Annotated in this window: 24 protein-coding genes; all 24 read right to left on the bottom strand. The window is 61.2% G+C overall.

The features are described from left to right. Positions 1–112: 112 nt before the first annotated feature. The 24 genes from rplR to ACSZOQ_RS05770 all read right to left on the bottom strand — a co-directional run bounded on the left by rplR (position 113) and on the right by ACSZOQ_RS05770 (position 14983). Positions 113–475 carry a 50S ribosomal protein L18 gene (gene rplR, locus ACSZOQ_RS05885; protein ID WP_439925062.1) on the bottom strand — a complete coding sequence of 121 codons (363 nt, stop codon included), beginning with the start codon at positions 473–475 and terminating at the stop codon, positions 113–115. Between the two features lie 11 nt (positions 476–486). Further along, positions 487–1020 (bottom strand): 50S ribosomal protein L6, encoded by a 534-nt coding sequence (rplF, locus tag ACSZOQ_RS05880; RefSeq protein ID WP_439925061.1) that lies wholly within the window; start codon positions 1018–1020, stop codon positions 487–489. Positions 1021–1035: 15 nt separating this feature from the next. Next, complete coding sequence (gene rpsH, locus ACSZOQ_RS05875) at positions 1036–1434, bottom strand: 30S ribosomal protein S8 (RefSeq protein ID WP_439925060.1); 399 nt, start codon at positions 1432–1434, stop codon at positions 1036–1038. A gap of 13 nt (positions 1435–1447) precedes the next feature. Then, positions 1448–1753, bottom strand: coding sequence for a 30S ribosomal protein S14 (rpsN, locus tag ACSZOQ_RS05870; RefSeq protein ID WP_439925059.1), 306 nt, complete (start codon positions 1751–1753; stop codon positions 1448–1450). Positions 1754–1796: 43 nt separating this feature from the next. Then, on the bottom strand, positions 1797–2354 hold the full coding sequence (gene rplE / locus ACSZOQ_RS05865; RefSeq protein WP_439925058.1) for a 50S ribosomal protein L5: 558 nt from the start codon (positions 2352–2354) through the stop codon (positions 1797–1799). After that, positions 2347–2661: a 50S ribosomal protein L24 gene (gene rplX / locus ACSZOQ_RS05860; protein ID WP_439925057.1), complete on the bottom strand. Its 315-nt coding sequence runs from the start codon at positions 2659–2661 to the stop codon at positions 2347–2349. The genes rplE and rplX overlap by 8 nt, the downstream gene beginning before the upstream one ends. After that, the gene (gene rplN / locus ACSZOQ_RS05855) at positions 2661–3029 is read right to left on the bottom strand and encodes a 50S ribosomal protein L14 (protein ID WP_006611848.1); all 369 of its coding nucleotides are present in this window, start codon (positions 3027–3029) and stop codon (positions 2661–2663) included. The genes rplX and rplN overlap by 1 nt, the downstream gene beginning before the upstream one ends. A gap of 39 nt (positions 3030–3068) precedes the next feature. Further along, positions 3069–3317 carry a 30S ribosomal protein S17 gene (gene rpsQ, locus ACSZOQ_RS05850; RefSeq protein WP_009797129.1) on the bottom strand — a complete coding sequence of 83 codons (249 nt, stop codon included), beginning with the start codon at positions 3315–3317 and terminating at the stop codon, positions 3069–3071. 10 nt (positions 3318–3327) lie between these two features. After that, positions 3328–3534, bottom strand: a complete 207-nt coding sequence (gene rpmC / locus ACSZOQ_RS05845; protein WP_439925056.1) for a 50S ribosomal protein L29 — start codon at positions 3532–3534, stop codon at positions 3328–3330. 5 nt (positions 3535–3539) lie between these two features. Beyond that, positions 3540–3953 carry a 50S ribosomal protein L16 gene (rplP, locus tag ACSZOQ_RS05840; RefSeq protein WP_292612377.1) on the bottom strand — a complete coding sequence of 138 codons (414 nt, stop codon included), beginning with the start codon at positions 3951–3953 and terminating at the stop codon, positions 3540–3542. Positions 3954–3980: 27 nt separating this feature from the next. After that, the gene (gene rpsC, locus ACSZOQ_RS05835; protein WP_439925055.1) at positions 3981–4676 is read right to left on the bottom strand and encodes a 30S ribosomal protein S3; all 696 of its coding nucleotides are present in this window, start codon (positions 4674–4676) and stop codon (positions 3981–3983) included. A gap of 19 nt (positions 4677–4695) precedes the next feature. Then, a complete protein-coding gene (gene rplV / locus ACSZOQ_RS05830; protein WP_439925054.1) occupies positions 4696–5082 on the bottom strand; it encodes a 50S ribosomal protein L22 in 387 nt (128 codons plus the stop codon). A 10-nt stretch (positions 5083–5092) separates the two neighbouring features. Then, the gene (rpsS, locus tag ACSZOQ_RS05825) at positions 5093–5371 is read right to left on the bottom strand and encodes a 30S ribosomal protein S19 (RefSeq protein ID WP_027536815.1); all 279 of its coding nucleotides are present in this window, start codon (positions 5369–5371) and stop codon (positions 5093–5095) included. A 12-nt stretch (positions 5372–5383) separates the two neighbouring features. Beyond that, positions 5384–6220 (bottom strand): 50S ribosomal protein L2, encoded by an 837-nt coding sequence (gene rplB, locus ACSZOQ_RS05820; protein ID WP_439925053.1) that lies wholly within the window; start codon positions 6218–6220, stop codon positions 5384–5386. Positions 6221–6247: 27 nt separating this feature from the next. Continuing rightward, positions 6248–6544, bottom strand: a complete 297-nt coding sequence (locus tag ACSZOQ_RS05815) for a 50S ribosomal protein L23 (RefSeq protein WP_439925052.1) — start codon at positions 6542–6544, stop codon at positions 6248–6250. Next, positions 6541–7161, bottom strand: a complete 621-nt coding sequence (gene rplD, locus ACSZOQ_RS05810) for a 50S ribosomal protein L4 (RefSeq protein ID WP_439925051.1) — start codon at positions 7159–7161, stop codon at positions 6541–6543. The genes ACSZOQ_RS05815 and rplD overlap by 4 nt, the downstream gene beginning before the upstream one ends. A 1-nt stretch (position 7162) precedes the next feature. Next, positions 7163–7909: a 50S ribosomal protein L3 gene (gene rplC, locus ACSZOQ_RS05805; protein WP_439925050.1), complete on the bottom strand. Its 747-nt coding sequence runs from the start codon at positions 7907–7909 to the stop codon at positions 7163–7165. Between the two features lie 98 nt (positions 7910–8007). Next, positions 8008–8316, bottom strand: a complete 309-nt coding sequence (gene rpsJ / locus ACSZOQ_RS05800) for a 30S ribosomal protein S10 (RefSeq protein WP_002712302.1) — start codon at positions 8314–8316, stop codon at positions 8008–8010. A 103-nt stretch (positions 8317–8419) separates the two neighbouring features. Next, positions 8420–9610: an elongation factor Tu gene (tuf, locus tag ACSZOQ_RS05795; protein ID WP_439925049.1), complete on the bottom strand. Its 1191-nt coding sequence runs from the start codon at positions 9608–9610 to the stop codon at positions 8420–8422. Between the two features lie 40 nt (positions 9611–9650). Beyond that, on the bottom strand, positions 9651–11723 hold the full coding sequence (gene fusA, locus ACSZOQ_RS05790) for an elongation factor G (RefSeq protein WP_439925048.1): 2073 nt from the start codon (positions 11721–11723) through the stop codon (positions 9651–9653). Positions 11724–11755: 32 nt separating this feature from the next. Further along, a complete protein-coding gene (gene rpsG, locus ACSZOQ_RS05785; RefSeq protein WP_439925047.1) occupies positions 11756–12226 on the bottom strand; it encodes a 30S ribosomal protein S7 in 471 nt (156 codons plus the stop codon). A gap of 15 nt (positions 12227–12241) precedes the next feature. After that, positions 12242–12613 carry a 30S ribosomal protein S12 gene (gene rpsL, locus ACSZOQ_RS05780; RefSeq protein ID WP_009797142.1) on the bottom strand — a complete coding sequence of 124 codons (372 nt, stop codon included), beginning with the start codon at positions 12611–12613 and terminating at the stop codon, positions 12242–12244. A gap of 1313 nt (positions 12614–13926) precedes the next feature. Beyond that, complete coding sequence (locus ACSZOQ_RS05775) at positions 13927–14172, bottom strand: hypothetical protein (protein ID WP_439925046.1); 246 nt, start codon at positions 14170–14172, stop codon at positions 13927–13929. A 100-nt stretch (positions 14173–14272) separates the two neighbouring features. Then, positions 14273–14983, bottom strand: a complete 711-nt coding sequence (locus ACSZOQ_RS05770; protein WP_439925045.1) for a Crp/Fnr family transcriptional regulator — start codon at positions 14981–14983, stop codon at positions 14273–14275. Between the last annotated feature and the right edge of the window lie 168 nt (positions 14984–15151).

Below are 15151 nucleotides of genomic sequence, written 5' to 3'. Positions count from 1 at the left end.
GTGTTTTTCCGATCCTTGTGAGGCTTCCGCCCCGGTCCTGTCCGTTCCTATACCAATCTCGAGACGCATATTCTTATCGCAAAACCCGCTTCCACTTTTGCGGAATACGCATTTAGAAGCTCAATCCGCTCTCGCGAGCAGCGTCGGCCAGCGCCTTGACGCGACCGTGATAGAGATAGCCGCCGCGATCGAAGACCACTTCCTTGACGCCGTTCTTCACCGCCCGCTCCGCCAACAGCTTGCCGACCGCCTTGGCGGCCTCGATGTTGGCACCGGTGTTGCCTGCATCACGCATCGCCTTCTCGAGCGAAGACGCCGACGCCAGCGTCTCGCCTTTCAGGTCGTCGATGACCTGGGCATAGATGTGCTTCGACGAACGGAACACCGACAGCCGAGGGCGACCGTTCGCGGTGCGGCGCAACGACAGCCGCACGCGTTGCTTGCGCCGGGCATTCGTAATCTTCAATTTCGACATGACCGGCTCCGTTACTTCTTCTTGCCTTCCTTGCGGAAGATCGATTCATCGGCGTACTTCACGCCCTTGCCCTTGTAGGGCTCTGGCGGACGATAGCCGCGGATCTCGGCCGCGACCTGACCGACGCGCTGCGCATCATTACCCGTGATCGTGATTTCGGTCGGCTTCGGCACAACGATCGTGATCCCCTCCGGGATCGAGTAATTGACGTCGTGGCTGTAGCCGAGCGCGAGTTGCAAGGTCTTGCCCTGCAACGCGGCGCGATAGCCGACGCCGATGATCTCGAGCTTCTTCTCGAAACCCTTGGTGACGCCCTCAACGAGATTCGCGACCTGAGCGCGCGCGGTGCCATACAGCGCCCGCGCCCGGTTGGTCTCGTGCCGCGGCGCGACCTTCACCGCGCCGTTCTCGAACTTCACCTCGACATCGTCATGGACGACGAACTGAAGCTGGCCTTTCGGCCCCTTCATCTTGACGGTCTGCCCTTCGACGGTCGCGGTCACACCGGACGGCACCGTGACTGGCCTCTTGCCAATGCGCGACATGGCTTAATTCCTTCCCTAGAACACCGTGAAGAGGACTTCGCCGCCCACGTTCGCGTCACGCGCGTCGTGGTCGGCCATGATCCCCTTCGGCGTCGACAGCACCGAAATTCCCAGCCCGTTGTTGACGCGCGGCAGATTCCTCACCGAGGCATAAACGCGCCGCCCCGGCTTGGAGACGCGCTCGATCTCGCGGATCACGGGCTCGCCGTCGAAATACTTCAGCTCGATCTCGAGCTCGCTGCGGCCCGAGGAATGCTCGACGCTGGCGTAGCCGCGGATATAGCCCTCGCTCTTGAGGACCTCGAGCACATTGGCGCGCATCCTCGAGCCCGGAGTCGAAACCTTGGGCTTGTTGCGCATCTGCGCATTGCGGATGCGGGTGATGAGATCGCTGATCGGATCGTGCGTGGACATTTGGCGATCCTCCTTACCAGCTCGACTTCACGAGGCCGGGAACCAAGCCTCTGGAACCGAGATCGCGCAGCGCGATGCGGCTCAGCTTGTTCTTGCGGTAAATCGAACGCGGACGTCCGGTCAGTTCGCAGCGATTGCGAATACGCGTCGCCGACGAGTTGCGCGGCATTTCGGCGAGCTTCAGAGTGGCGGCGAACCGCTCCTCCATCGGCTTGGTCTTGTCGGCGATGACCGCCTTCAGCCGCGCACGCTTCGCAGCCGCGTTCTTGGTCATCCGCCTACGCCGGTTGTTCTTCTCGATCGAACTCTTCTTTGCCATGCTTGGCTCCTTGCCTTTCCGCGTCTGAGCGCTTCTCAGCGTCTCACTGCCGGAACGGAAAATTGAATGCGGTCAGCAGCGCTCGGGCTTCGTCGTCAGTCTGCGCAGTCGTGCAGACCGTGACGTCCATGCCCCAGCTCTCCCCGGCCTTGTCGAAGTCGATTTCGGGGAAAATAATGTGTTCTTTGATGCCGAGCGAGTAATTGCCGCGCCCGTCGAAGCTCTTCGGATTGAGCCCGCGGAAGTCGCGCACGCGCGGCAGCGCGACGTTTACCAGGCGGTCGATGAACTCGTACATCTTCGCCTTGCGCAGCGTCACCTTGCAGCCGATCGGCTGGTTTTCACGCAGCTTGTAGGTCGCAATCGCGACACGCGAATAGGTCACGATCGCCTTCTGACCGGCGATCAGCGCCAAGTCGCCAGCCGCCGTCTCAGCCTTTTTGCGGTCGTTCACGGCCTCGCCGATTCCCATGTTGAGAACCACCTTGTCGAGGCGCGGCACCTGCATGACATTGACGTAGCCGAACTGCTCGGTCAGTTTGGCGCGGATGCTCTTGTCATACTCCGCGCGCAGGCGCGGCACGTAAGCAGTCTCAGCCATCGATCTCCGCTCCCGAACGCTTGGCGACACGCACCTTGGTGCCGTCGGCCTGAATCTTGAAACCGACGCGGGTCGGCTTGCCGTCCTTGCCGACGATCGCGATTTTAGACAGGTGGACCGGCGCCTCCTTCGAGATGATGCCGCCCTCCTGGTTCTGGCTCTGCTTCTGGTGGCGCTTCACCATGTTGACACCGCGCACCAGCGCCCTGCTTTCCGCGGGGCGTACCTCGAACACCTCGCCGGTGCGACCCTTGTCGCGGCCCGACAAAACAATAACCTTGTCGCCCTTGCGAATCTTGGCAGCCATCACAGCACCTCCGGCGCCAGCGATATGATCTTCATGTGGTTCTTGGCGCGCAACTCGCGCGGCACCGGCCCGAAAATACGGGTACCGACCGGTTCGGACTGATTGTTGATCAGCACCGCCGCATTGCGGTCGAAACGGATCACCGAACCGTCAGCGCGGCGGATGTCCTTGCGGACGCGCACCACCACCGCCTTCATGACGTCACCCTTCTTCACCTTCCCGCGCGGGATGGCTTCCTTGATCGACACGACGATGATGTCGCCCACCGTTGCATAGCGGCGCTTGGAGCCTCCAAGCACCTTGATGCACATGACACGGCGTGCGCCTGAATTATCGGCGACGTCGAGGTTGGTCTGCATCTGAATCATTGATGCACCTTGTCCTCTTTCTGATGCGCAAAATCGCGCTTAAGCGGTTTTCTTCTGCTCGCCCCGGACCACGGTCCAGCGCTTCAACTTCGAGATCGGCTTGCTTTCCTCGATCCACACCATGTCGCCCGGCTTGAACTCGTTGTTCTCGTCGTGCGCGTGATAGTTTTTCGAGCGGCGAATGGTCTTCTTGTAGATCGGATGGGTAAAGCGGCGATCGACGCGCACCACAACCGTCTTGGCTTGCTTGTCGCTGACGACCACGCCCTGCAGCGTACGTTTCGGCATCTCGGGCCCCTTATTTCTTCGCGTCGCGCTTCTGCGCGGCGATGGTCTTGATCCGTGCGATATCGCGGCGGGCTTCACGCATCCGCGAGGTGTTCTCCAGCTGCCCGGTGGCACGCTGGAAGCGTAGATTGAAGCGCTCCTTCTTCAGATTGGCGACAGCGTCGTCCATCTGGTCGGGGGTCATCGCGCGGATGTCGGCGGTCTTCATCTCGGCCATGTCGGTTACTCCGCGATGCGCGCGACGAAGCGCGTCTTGATCGGCAGCTTCGCGGCGGCGAGCGTCAGCGCTTCCTTCGCGGTCTGCGCGGCCACGCCGTCGATCTCGAAAAGAACCCGGCCCGGCTTGACCCGAACCACCCACAATTCCGGCGCGCCCTTGCCGGAGCCCATGCGAACCTCGGCCGGCTTCTTCGAGACGGGCACATCGGGGAACACGCGGATCCAGACGCGGCCGGCGCGCTTCATATGGCGCGTAAGCGCACGCCGCGCGGCTTCGATCTGGCGCGCCGTGATGCGCTCAGGCGCCATCGCCTTCAGGCCGAACTGGCCGAACGCCAGCGTCGCGCCCGACGACGCGGTGCCGTGGATGCGGCCCTTGTGCGCCTTCCGGAACTTGGTCTTCTTCGGTTGCATCATGGCTTACGCCCTCAAACCTTCTCTCGTTCAAGCCGCGTCGCGGCGCGGACGGTTGTCGTCGCCGGCCAGGCGCTTGTCCTGAGCCATCGGATCGTGCTCGAGGATTTCGCCCTTGAAGATCCAGACCTTGACGCCGCAGGTGCCGAACGTCGTGAACGCGGTGGCGACGCCGTAATCGACATCGGCGCGCAGCGTGTGCAGCGGCACACGGCCTTCGCGATACCACTCCATGCGAGCGATTTCAGCGCCGCCGAGACGACCCGAGCAGTTGATACGAATGCCTTCGGCGCCGAGACGCATCGCGGATTGCACGGCGCGTTTCATCGCGCGGCGGAACGCGACGCGGCGCTCAAGCTGCTGCGCGATCGATTCGGCGACCAGCGTGGCATCAAGCTCCGGCTTGCGAATCTCGACGATGTTGATGACGACGTCGGACGAGGTGATGTCCGCAACCCTCTTGCGAAGCTTGTCGATATCGGCGCCCTTCTTGCCGATCACGACACCGGGCCGCGCCGAATGGATCGTCACGCGGCACTTCTTGTGCGGACGTTCGATCACGATGCGCGCGACGGCCGCCTGCTTAAGCTCCTTGTGAAGGAGCTCGCGGATCCTGACGTCCTCGTGCAGCAGCTTGCCGTACTCGTTCTTGCCGGCATACCAACGGGAGTCCCAGGTCCGGTTGATGCCCAGACGCAGCCCGATTGGATTGATCTTTTGACCCATCGTTTTCTCCTGCGCCTCTTTAAGCGCTCGCCTCGGCCTCGACCTGACGCACTATGATCGTCAGTTGCGAGAACGGTTTATAGATACGGCCCGAGCGGCCACGGCCGCGCGGTGCGAAACGCTTCATCACCATGCCGTTGCCGACAAACGCTTGCGACACGACCAATTCGTCGACGTCGAGGTCGTGGTTGTTCTCGGCGTTGGCGATCGCCGATTCCAGGCACTTCTTCACGTCGCCCGCGATTCGCTTACGCGAGAACTGCAGGTCGGCAAGCGCCGCCGCCGCCTTGCGGCCGCGGATCAGTTGCGCAACCAGGTTGAGCTTCTGCGGGCTCACCCGAAGCATCCGGGCGACCGCCTTGGCCTCGTTTTCCGGGAGGCTCCGTTCGCGCTTTGGTTTGCTCATGACTTAAACCTCAAGCCTTCTTGGCTTTCTTGTCGCCCGAGTGGCCATGGAACGTCCGCGTCGGCGAAAACTCGCCGAACTTGTGACCGACCATCTCCTCGTTGACCGACACCGGTACGTGCTTCTGGCCGTTATAGACGCCGAACACCAGGCCGACGAACTGCGGCAGGATGGTCGAGCGCCGGCTCCAGATCTTGATGACATCGTGACGGCCGCTCGCCCGCGCGGCGTCTGCTTTCTTAAGCAGCGAGCCTTCGACGAACGGGCCTTTCCAGACTGAACGAACCATGTCCGGCTTTCCTTACTGCTTCTTCCGCTTGTGGCGGCTGATGAGAATGAACTTGTTGGTCGACTTGTTGGAACGGGTCTTCTTGCCCTTGGTCGGCTTGCCCCACGGCGTCACCGGGTGACGGCCGCCCGAGGTGCGGCCTTCGCCGCCGCCATGCGGATGGTCGATCGGGTTCATGACCACACCGCGGTTGTGCGGGCGCCAGCCCAACCAACGGGTGCGGCCGGCCTTGCCGATTGAAATGTTCATGTGGTCCGGGTTCGACACCGCGCCGATCGAGCCGCGGCAACGGCCGTGCACCAGGCGCTGCTCGCCCGAATTCAGGCGCAGAATGACGTAGTCCTGATCGCGGCCGACGATCTGGGCATAAGTGCCGGCCGAACGCGCGAGCTGGCCGCCCTTGCCGATCTTCATCTCGACGTTGTGGACGATGGTGCCGACGGGCATGTTGCCGAGCGGCATCACATTGCCCGGCTTCACGTCGACATAATTGCCGGCAACGACGGTATCGCCGACGGCCAAACGCTGCGGCGCGAGAATATAGGCCTGCTCACCGTCCTGATACTTGATCAGCGCAATGAACGCGGTGCGGTTCGGATCGTATTCGAGCCGCTCGACGGTCGCCGGCACGTCCGCCTTCTCACGCTTGAAATCGACGTTGCGGTAGGCCTTCTTGTGGCCGCCGCCGCGAAAACGCACGGTGATGCGCCCGGTGTTGTTGCGGCCGCCCTTGCCGCGCTTGCCTTCGGTAAGCGTCTTGACCGGCTTGCCCTTGTAGAGGGCCGAACGATCGACCATCACCAGCTGGCGCTGGCCCGGCGTCGTGGGATTGTATGTTTTAAGTGCCATAATCTATCGCCTTAAGCCGTTTCCGCCTCAGAGTCCGGTGGTGACGTCGATACGGTGGCCCTCTTCGAGGGTCACAACCGCACGCTTGCTATCCGACTGCGAACCCAGGTTGCCGCGGAAGATCTTCGTCTTGCCCTTGCGCAGCAGCGTGTTCACGCTCTTGACCTTGACGTCGAACAGTTTCTCGACCGCTTCCTTGATCTGCGGCTTGGTCGCCTTGCGCGTCACCTTGAACACAACCTTGTTGTGCTCGGAGGCCATCGTCGCCTTTTCGGTAATGACCGGAGCGACGATCACGTCGTAATGCTTCGCATCGATTGTCATTTGAAGCGCGCCTCCAGCGCATCAACCGCCGCCTTGGTCAGCACGAGCTTCTGACGGCGCAGAATGTCATAGACGTTGATGCCCTGGATCGGCAGCACGTCGATGTTCGGAATGTTGCGCGCGGCGGTTTCGAACCCGGCATGAACCTGCGCCCCGTCGACGATCAGCGCGCTGGTCAGGCCGAGGCCGGAAAAGTGACCGAGCAGCGCCTTGGTTTTGGCATCCTTCAGCTCGGCGCTGTCGATGACGATCAGACCGCCGTCCTTTGCCTTCGCCGACAGCGCGTGGCGCAGCGCCAGCGCGCGCACCTTCTTCGGCAGATCGTGCGCATGGCTGCGTACGACCGGGCCGAAAGCGCGACCACCGCCACGGAACTGCGACACGCGGGCCGAACCGTGACGGGCATTGCCGGTGCCCTTCTGCTTGAACATTTTCTTGCCGGTGCGCCAGATTTCCGCACGGCCCTTGGCTTTGTGAGTACCGGCCTGACGCTTGGCGAGCTGCCAGTTGACGCAGCGCTGGATCAAATCCTTGCGCGGCTCAAGACCGAAAATCCCGTCCGAGAGCTGAACCGAGCCCGCAGCCTTGCCTTCGAGGGTGGTGACGTTCAGTTCCATGTTATGCACCCTCCTTCTCGGTCGGGGCGTCCGCCGTGACCTTGTCATCGCCCGCAGCCTGCGCACTGCCGCCCGCAACCTTGAACTTGCCGGGTTTCGGCGCTTCCTTCGGCAACGGCTTCTTCACCGCGTCACGCACCGAGATCCAGCCGCCCTTGGAGCCGGGAACGGCACCCTCGACCAGGATCAGGCCGCGCTCCACGTCGGTCTGCACGACGCGCAGATTGAGCGTGGTGATGCGATCGACACCCATGTGGCCGGGCATCTTCTTGTTCTTGAAGGTCTTGCCGGGATCCTGACGACCGCCGGTCGAACCGATCGAACGATGGGAGATCGAAACGCCGTGCGTGGCGCGCAGACCGCCGAAGTTCCAGCGCTTCATGCCGCCGGCAAACCCCTTGCCGACCGAGGTGCCGGTGACATCGACGAACTGGCCGACCACGAAATGGTCCGCCTGAATTTCAGCGCCGACCGGAATCAGCGCATCTTCGGACACGCGAAATTCCGCCAACTTGCGCTTTGGCTCAACCTTGGCGACCGCGAACTGTCCGCGCTCCGCCTTCGGCATGTAGACCGTCTTGCGCGCGCCCGAGCCGAGCTGCAACGCAACGTAGCCGTTCTTCTCGCTGGTCCGGTGACCCAACACCTGACAATTGCTCAACTTCAGCACGGTCACAGGGACATGCTCGCCGGTCTCCGTGAAGACCCGCGTCATCCCGACCTTTTGTGCGATCACTCCGGAGCGCATCGGCGTGCTTCCTGTTCTTTCTGTCCGCTAACGTTCGGACTGTTCCTAAACTTCATTTCGACTTCCGCGCGCCCTGCCGAAAACGGCGGGCTGCCGCGTCAGAGCTTGATCTCGACGTCGACGCCTGCGGCCAGATCGAGCTTCATCAAGGCATCGACTGTCTGCGGAGTCGGATCCACGATATCGAGAAGGCGCTTGTGCGTGCGCATCTCGAACTGCTCGCGACTCTTCTTATCGACGTGCGGCGAACGGTTGACCGTAAATTTCTCGATCCGCGTCGGCAGCGGAATCGGTCCGCGGACCTGCGCGCCGGTGCGTTTCGCGGTATTCACGATCTCGCGGGTCGACGTATCGAGAATCCGATGGTCGAACGCCTTGAGACGGATGCGAATATTTTGGCCGTTCATTGCCTTTGTCTTTCTTGTCCGTCACGACCGGAGCGTCCGGTCATCCACGCCGATAAAGAAGGTTGCGGATGTCCGGTCTTGCGGCCGGACATCCGACGGATCATCACTCAATAATACTCGCCACCACGCCTGCGCCGACGGTGCGTCCGCCCTCGCGGATGGCGAAGCGCAGCTTCTCCTCCATCGCGATCGGCACGATCAGGTGCACTTCCATCGCGATGTTGTCGCCCGGCATCACCATCTCGGTGCCGGCCGGAAGATGCACCACACCGGTCACGTCGGTGGTGCGGAAATAGAACTGCGGACGATAGTTGGTGAAGAACGGCGTGTGGCGACCGCCCTCCTCCTTGGTCAGAATGTAGGCTTCGGCTTTGAACTTTGTGTGCGGCTTCACAGAACCCGGCTTGCACAGAACCTGACCGCGCTCGACGTCCTCGCGCTTGGTGCCGCGAAGCAGCGCGCCGATGTTGTCGCCCGCCTGACCCTGATCCAGAAGCTTGCGGAACATCTCAACGCCCGTCACCGTCGTCTTCTGGGTCGCCTTGATGCCGACGATCTCGATTTCCTCGCCGACCTTGACGATGCCGCGCTCGACGCGGCCCGTGCACACCGTGCCGCGGCCCGAGATCGAGAACACGTCCTCAACCGGCATCAGGAACGGCTGGTCGATCGGACGCTCCGGCTGCGGAATGTAGGCGTCGACCTCCTTCATCAGCTCCAGGATCGCGTCATGGCCGAGCTTCTGGTCCGAGTTCTCCAGCGCCGCCAGCGCCGAGCCCTTCACGATCGGAATCTTGTCGCCCGGGAAATCGTACTTCGACAACAGCTCGCGCACCTCGAGCTCGACCAGTTCCAGAAGTTCCGGATCGTCAACCATGTCGCACTTGTTCAGGAATACGACGAGAGCGGGCACGCCGACCTGGCGCGCCAGAAGGATGTGCTCGCGGGTCTGCGGCATCGGGCCGTCCGCCGCCGACACCACCAAAATCGCGCCGTCCATCTGCGCAGCACCCGTGATCATGTTCTTCACGTAGTCGGCATGGCCAGGGCAGTCGACATGCGCGTAGTGACGGTTCGCCGTCTCGTACTCCACATGCGCCGTCGAGATCGTGATGCCGCGCGCCTTCTCTTCCGGCGCCTTGTCAATCTGATCATACGCCGTGAACGTCGCCCCGCCCGTCTCCGCCAGAACCTTCGTGATCGCAGCCGTCAATGACGTCTTGCCATGGTCAACATGACCAATCGTCCCAATGTTGCAATGCGGCTTGTTACGTTCAAACTTCGCTTTGGCCATTTGACTCTCCGTTCAGTCGTTGACTGTCGTCCAGCGACAATCAGGCAAATTTCTTCTGGACTTCCGCCGACACGTTCGCCGGCGCTTCAGCGTAATGATCGAACTGCATGGTGAAGGTCGCGCGCCCCTGACTCATCGAGCGCAGGTTGTTCACGTAACCGAACATGTTCATGAGCGGCACCATCGCGTTAATGACGTTGGCGTTGCCGCGCATGTCCTGACCCTGGATCTGGCCGCGCCGCGAATTGAGATCGCCGATGACCGATCCGGTATAGTCTTCCGGCGTCACCACCTCGACCTTCATGATCGGCTCGAGCAGCACCGACTTGCCCCTTTGCAGCGCTTCGCGGAAGCAGGCGCGGGTCGCGATTTCGAACGCCAGCGCCGACGAATCGACATCATGGTACTTGCCGTCGATGAGTTGCACCTTGACGTCGACCACCGGGAAGCCCGCGACTACGCCGGAGCCGAGCACGCTCTCGATGCCCTTCTCAACGCCGGGAATGTATTCCTTGGGCACCGCGCCGCCGACGATCTTCGACTCGAATTCGTAGCCTTTGCCAGGCTCGCTCGGCTCGACGATCAGCGTGACCGCTGCGAACTGACCGGTACCGCCGGTCTGCTTCTTGTGAGTGTAGCTGTGCTCGACACGCTTGGTGACACGCTCGCGGAACGCCACCTGCGGCGCGCCAATGTTGGCGTCGACCTTGTAGGTGCGCTTGAGGATATCGACCTTAATGTCGAGATGGAGCTCGCCCATGCCCTTGAGGATGGTCTGGCCGGACTCCTGATCGGTGGAGACGCGGAATGACGGATCTTCCGCCGCAAGCTTCGCCAGCGCGACACCGAGCTTTTCCTGGTCGGCCTTGGACTTCGGCTCGATCGCGATCTCGATGACCGGATCGGGGAATTCCATCTTTTCAAGGATCACCGGATGGGCGGAATCGCACAGCGTGTCGCCGGTGCGCGCTTCCTTCAAGCCGGCCAGTGCGACGATGTCGCCGGCATAGGCTTCCTTGATGTCCTCGCGATTGTTCGCATGCATCAGCAGCATCCGGCCGATGCGCTCCTTCTTCTCGCGCGTCGAGTTGATGACACCAGTGCCGCTCTGGAGAACGCCGGAATAGATGCGGCAGAAGGTGATGGTGCCGACGAACGGATCGTCCATGATCTTGAACGCCAGCAGCGCCATCGGCTCTTTATCATCAGCGTGACGAACGACCTCGTTGCCCCTGTCGTCGATGCCCTTGATGGCAGGCACGTCGAGCGGCGACGGCAGATAGGCCACGACGGCGTCGAGCAGCGGCTGCACACCCTTGTTCTTGAACGCCGTGCCGCATAGGACGGGATAAAAAGCGCCGGTGATGACGGCCTTACGGATCAGCCCCTTCAAGGTGGCTTCATCCGGCTCGGTGCCGTCGAGATAGGCGGCCATGGCGACATCATCGAGTTCGACGGCGGCTTCCACCAGCTTCTCGCGATATTCCTTGGCCTTGTCTGCGAGGTCGGCGGGGATCTCAGCGATGTCATACATCGCGCCCAGCGCTTCGTTATTCCAGACCAGCGCCTTCATGCGGACGAGGTCGATCATGCCCTTGAAGTTGTTCTCCGCACCGATCGGGAGCTGCAACGCCACCGGGCGCGCGCCGAGCCGATCGACGATGTCGGCCAGACACTTGTAGAAGTCGGCGCCGGTCTTATCCATCTTGTTGCAGAAGACGATACGCGGCACCTTGTACTTGTCGCCCTGGCGCCAGACCGTTTCGGTCTGCGGTTCGACACCCTGGTTGCTGTCGAGCACGCATACGGCGCCATCGAGCACGCGCAGCGAACGCTCGACCTCAATGGTGAAGTCGACGTGGCCGGGGGTATCGATGATGTTCAGGCGCTTGCCGTCCCAGAACGCGGTGGTCGCGGCGGAGGTGATGGTGATGCCGCGTTCTTGCTCCTGCGCCATCCAGTCCATCGTCGCGGCACCTTCGTGCACTTCGCCGATCTTGTGGCTCTTGCCGGTGTAATAAAGGATGCGCTCGGTCGTGGTGGTCTTGCCGGCGTCGATATGCGCCATGATACCGAAATTGCGGTAATCCTCGATGGCATGTTGGCGGGGCATGGAGCTGTCCTTAAATTCCTGTTGCGTCGCTGTTACCAGCGATAGTGCGAGAACGCACGGTTGGCTTCCGCCATCTTGTGCACGTCTTCCCGCTTCTTGACCGCGCTGCCCCGGTTGTTCGACGCGTCGAGCAGTTCGGCCGAGAGCCGCTCCGTCATCGTCTTTTCATTGCGCCCCCGCGCAGCCGTAATCAGCCAGCGAATACCGAGCGCCTGACGGCGGACCGTCCGAACTTCCACCGGCACCTGATAGGTGGCGCCGCCGACGCGACGCGAGCGCACTTCGATGGTCGGCATGACGTTTTCGAGCGCCTGCTCGAACACCCCGAGCGGACCCTGCTTGGTCTTGTTCTCGATCATCTCGAGCGCACCGTAGACGATGCTTTCGGCAACCGACTTCTTCCCGGCATACATGACCGAGTTCATGAACTTCGTAATGACGATGTTTCCGAACTTCGGGTCGGGGAGCACTTCACGCTTTTCGGCAGAATGGCGACGCGACATCGTATCTGTTCCCGCTTATTTCGGACGTTTCGCGCCGTACTTCGAACGACGCTGCTTGCGGTTCTTGACGCCCTGAGTGTCGAGGACGCCGCGGAGAATGTGGTAGCGCACGCCCGGCAAGTCCTTGACGCGGCCGCCGCGGATCATGACCACGGAATGTTCCTGAAGGTTATGCCCTTCACCCGGGATGTAACCGATGACCTCGAAGCCATTGGTAAGACGCACCTTGGCAACCTTACGCAGCGCCGAATTCGGCTTCTTCGGAGTCGTGGTGTAAACACGCGTGCACACGCCGCGCTTTTGCGGCGACTGCTGCAACGCAGGCACCTTCTTGCGCGACTTCTGTATGACGCGCGGACTTGCGATCAGCTGGTTGATCGTCGGCATCGTTCGCCTTCACCCTTAATTTGACGCGAAACCCTAATCGGTTCCGCAGATTCATCCGGGGCTACCGCCCACCCGCTCGCGATGCATGAAACGATTCACGCAAAACGAAATCGCGCCAACCGTTCATTGCTGAACGGGAAGCGCTTCGACGCCACAGAGGACCGCGATCAACGCCAACCGGAATGAACCAGCCAGCTTCCACCGAGGTCATGCATCCGAAATCAAACTCGAGAGATCTCGCTCAAGAGAACGACTATCGTCCTGGCATTGCCTAGCTATTATCAGCAGCGTCTGAGCAGCATTCGTCGAGGTTGGTGCCCATCTCTATCCATTAAATCAGATAGAAAGGGTGTTCCGTTCCGACGTTGGCGTAGCTCACCGCCTGCCGTTAAGTGGCCGGGTTTTATCCACCGCGAGTCGTCAAGTCAAGGCTAAACCGCCGTGGCAGAAGCACTTCTGGCCGTTCATACCCAGCATCCACACAAACTCCGCATCGCGGGGAATCGGCGGCAAGCCTGCTTCGCCGGCTGGCCAGATACCCCTCAAAACAATGGTCTTTCTGCGACATCGGCCGCCCTCACACGCCGCGTCCGTTCCGCCAGCGCACGGCCCAACCGCAAGACAAGCGAACCGTCGCACCACCGAATCCCGGGGCCCTGGGTCCGATCTGTGCCCCGACCACCTCCGGGACGCCGAATCGGCCACCCGCGGCCCTGCCCAGGCGAAGGCTCCAGCCGATACTGAAGGGATTGGAAGGCCTGAGCCGGGACGCTGATGCGTTTCGCGCTCGGAGGGAGACCCATCCGATTTTCGTCATCGCGAGGAACGAAGATGGATGGGGAATTGGAAAGGACGCCATCCTCGAACGCCTACGCCCGCGCATGATGACAGAGCAAGGATTGAATCCTGCGTAGTTCGGAGAACCGCTCCGGTCCGCAATAAGTTGCGGGAGCCTCATCATCGTCGACCGCGCGTCGATGGCGCAACATCATGCGCAGGCACATTCACCACGCGCCAAAGCGCCGCCGTCGATCACCTCGACGGTGACGACAAGCAGCGCTTCAAGGTCAGATAAACCTAGCTTATGGCACACCTATCCGAGCGGATCGGCTCACCTCGCCGCCCGGGATAGTCAACGCAATTCGAAAGGTGCAGGATTCGGAGAGCGTCGGCTGCAACGCGCGAAACCAAGGAGCAGGTCTTGAAACCTTCGCCGCCCAAGCAGCGGGACCAATTCAATGGTCTCCGCAACAAACAGCGATGACGGCGCTTGATAGAGAGCCTAGCGGCTCACACCGTCCATTTCTTTAAGCTTAATGACCGTGACCGTGGCCATTCTTCGCTTCAACATGCGCCAGTTCGCTCAACAGCTTCTGCGCAAGCAGATCCTGTCCGACCTGATCGACCGGAAACGTGCTGGCGTTGCCAAGATGGCCAATGGTAGCGCTTTTTGCACCAAGCGTTCCCGAGCCGGCATGGATCACCTTGCCATCCGAAGTGTATGAACCGTCGATCTGCTTACCCAGAGATTCATCGTAAAAAGAGACGTGTCTCGGCATCGGTGCACTCCTCCATTATTGGATTTCTTTGTGTACCGATGGAAACAGCGACCGTATAGCCAACTAGTTTACATAGTCGGATTTTTATTTGGTCGGCGTTTTATTTGGTGAAGGAGCCTGGCAGCAGCCTGTCGTATTCGCGCCGAACCGCGCGATAGCACTCGCAGGATGTGCGCTCCAACAGCTTTCGGTCCAATATCGTGATGATGCCGCGGCTGTATGTGAGAACCTGCAGTTGCTGAAATTTCTTTAGCTCGGCGTTAACCGCCACGCGACTGACGACCAGCATCTCGGCCAAGAACTGTTGCGTGAGTCGAAGCTCGTCACCGTCGACGCGATCGTGAGACTTCAACAGCCATCGTGCGCAGCGCTGGAGCAGCGTATGGCTGGCATTGCATGCAACGGACTGCATGACCTGCGCGAGAAATGCTCGTGAGTAGGCGTTGAGCTTGCGTCGGAATATCGGCAGACGTGCTTGCAGCTCCTGAAACTCGCGAAAAGAAATGCGGATGCCATCACCTGACACCTGGACGACGGCGCGGTGCATCGATTGCTCGTCGCCCATGATGGCTCCGACGTTGATCATTCCCTCCCGTCCGGTGGTCGACGTTTCGGCCGTCTTGTCGTCCTTGAGCGGGGCGACGTTGGAGATAATCGCCGTTTCCGGAAAGTACACGTAATCGAATGCGCCGCGTGGCTCGTACAGCACGCGGCCAAGCGGCAGCTTGACGGGCTCACACCGATTCTGAACTTCGATCCATTCCGAGTCTGGTATTGTCGCCAGGAGGGCGTTTTTAGGTCTCTGTGCCATTGGTTCCGATCACCGGTTCATTCAGGAGATTCGAACCAGCGGCCGCAGTTTCGGTCTTTGCAAGGCCGAAGACAAGTCGCGCTGGGTAGTGCTCCGACTCGCCGCGTCCTTATGCGCTACCAGTTCGGCCAATCCTTTATTGCTTGACTTGTTTGTCGAACATATTCG

It is taken from the genome of Nitrobacter sp. JJSN (assembly GCF_051912485.1).
In the GTDB taxonomy this organism is placed as follows: domain Bacteria; phylum Pseudomonadota; class Alphaproteobacteria; order Rhizobiales; family Xanthobacteraceae; genus Nitrobacter.
The sequence above is the reverse complement of the archived record's forward strand: the minus strand, read 5'-3'. Positions and strand labels throughout refer to the sequence as shown.

What these genes read in the sequence shown, in the direction of transcription:
- rplR (WP_439925062.1), bottom strand. Translation starts at nt 475, where the DNA reads ATGTCGAAATTGAAGATTACGAATGCCCGGCGCAAGCAACGCGTGCGG.
- rplF (WP_439925061.1), bottom strand. Translation starts at nt 1,020, where the DNA reads ATGTCGCGCATTGGCAAGAGGCCAGTCACGGTGCCGTCCGGTGTGACC.
- rpsH (WP_439925060.1), bottom strand. Translation starts at nt 1,434, where the DNA reads ATGTCCACGCACGATCCGATCAGCGATCTCATCACCCGCATCCGCAAT.
- rpsN (WP_439925059.1), bottom strand. Translation starts at nt 1,753, where the DNA reads ATGGCAAAGAAGAGTTCGATCGAGAAGAACAACCGGCGTAGGCGGATG.
- rplE (WP_439925058.1), bottom strand. Translation starts at nt 2,354, where the DNA reads ATGGCTGAGACTGCTTACGTGCCGCGCCTGCGCGCGGAGTATGACAAG.
- rplX (WP_439925057.1), bottom strand. Translation starts at nt 2,661, where the DNA reads ATGGCTGCCAAGATTCGCAAGGGCGACAAGGTTATTGTTTTGTCGGGC.
- rplN (WP_006611848.1), bottom strand. Translation starts at nt 3,029, where the DNA reads ATGATTCAGATGCAGACCAACCTCGACGTCGCCGATAATTCAGGCGCA.
- rpsQ (WP_009797129.1), bottom strand. Translation starts at nt 3,317, where the DNA reads ATGCCGAAACGTACGCTGCAGGGCGTGGTCGTCAGCGACAAGCAAGCC.
- rpmC (WP_439925056.1), bottom strand. Translation starts at nt 3,534, where the DNA reads ATGGCCGAGATGAAGACCGCCGACATCCGCGCGATGACCCCCGACCAG.
- rplP (WP_292612377.1), bottom strand. Translation starts at nt 3,953, where the DNA reads ATGATGCAACCGAAGAAGACCAAGTTCCGGAAGGCGCACAAGGGCCGC.
- rpsC (WP_439925055.1), bottom strand. Translation starts at nt 4,676, where the DNA reads ATGGGTCAAAAGATCAATCCAATCGGGCTGCGTCTGGGCATCAACCGG.
- rplV (WP_439925054.1), bottom strand. Translation starts at nt 5,082, where the DNA reads ATGAGCAAACCAAAGCGCGAACGGAGCCTCCCGGAAAACGAGGCCAAG.
- rpsS (WP_027536815.1), bottom strand. Translation starts at nt 5,371, where the DNA reads ATGGTTCGTTCAGTCTGGAAAGGCCCGTTCGTCGAAGGCTCGCTGCTT.
- rplB (WP_439925053.1), bottom strand. Translation starts at nt 6,220, where the DNA reads ATGGCACTTAAAACATACAATCCCACGACGCCGGGCCAGCGCCAGCTG.
- ACSZOQ_RS05815 (WP_439925052.1), bottom strand. Translation starts at nt 6,544, where the DNA reads ATGACAATCGATGCGAAGCATTACGACGTGATCGTCGCTCCGGTCATT.
- rplD (WP_439925051.1), bottom strand. Translation starts at nt 7,161, where the DNA reads ATGGAACTGAACGTCACCACCCTCGAAGGCAAGGCTGCGGGCTCGGTT.
- rplC (WP_439925050.1), bottom strand. Translation starts at nt 7,909, where the DNA reads ATGCGCTCCGGAGTGATCGCACAAAAGGTCGGGATGACGCGGGTCTTC.
- rpsJ (WP_002712302.1), bottom strand. Translation starts at nt 8,316, where the DNA reads ATGAACGGCCAAAATATTCGCATCCGTCTCAAGGCGTTCGACCATCGG.
- tuf (WP_439925049.1), bottom strand. Translation starts at nt 9,610, where the DNA reads ATGGCCAAAGCGAAGTTTGAACGTAACAAGCCGCATTGCAACATTGGG.
- fusA (WP_439925048.1), bottom strand. Translation starts at nt 11,723, where the DNA reads ATGCCCCGCCAACATGCCATCGAGGATTACCGCAATTTCGGTATCATG.
- rpsG (WP_439925047.1), bottom strand. Translation starts at nt 12,226, where the DNA reads ATGTCGCGTCGCCATTCTGCCGAAAAGCGTGAAGTGCTCCCCGACCCG.
- rpsL (WP_009797142.1), bottom strand. Translation starts at nt 12,613, where the DNA reads ATGCCGACGATCAACCAGCTGATCGCAAGTCCGCGCGTCATACAGAAG.
- ACSZOQ_RS05775 (WP_439925046.1), bottom strand. Translation starts at nt 14,172, where the DNA reads ATGCCGAGACACGTCTCTTTTTACGATGAATCTCTGGGTAAGCAGATC.
- ACSZOQ_RS05770 (WP_439925045.1), bottom strand. Translation starts at nt 14,983, where the DNA reads ATGGCACAGAGACCTAAAAACGCCCTCCTGGCGACAATACCAGACTCG.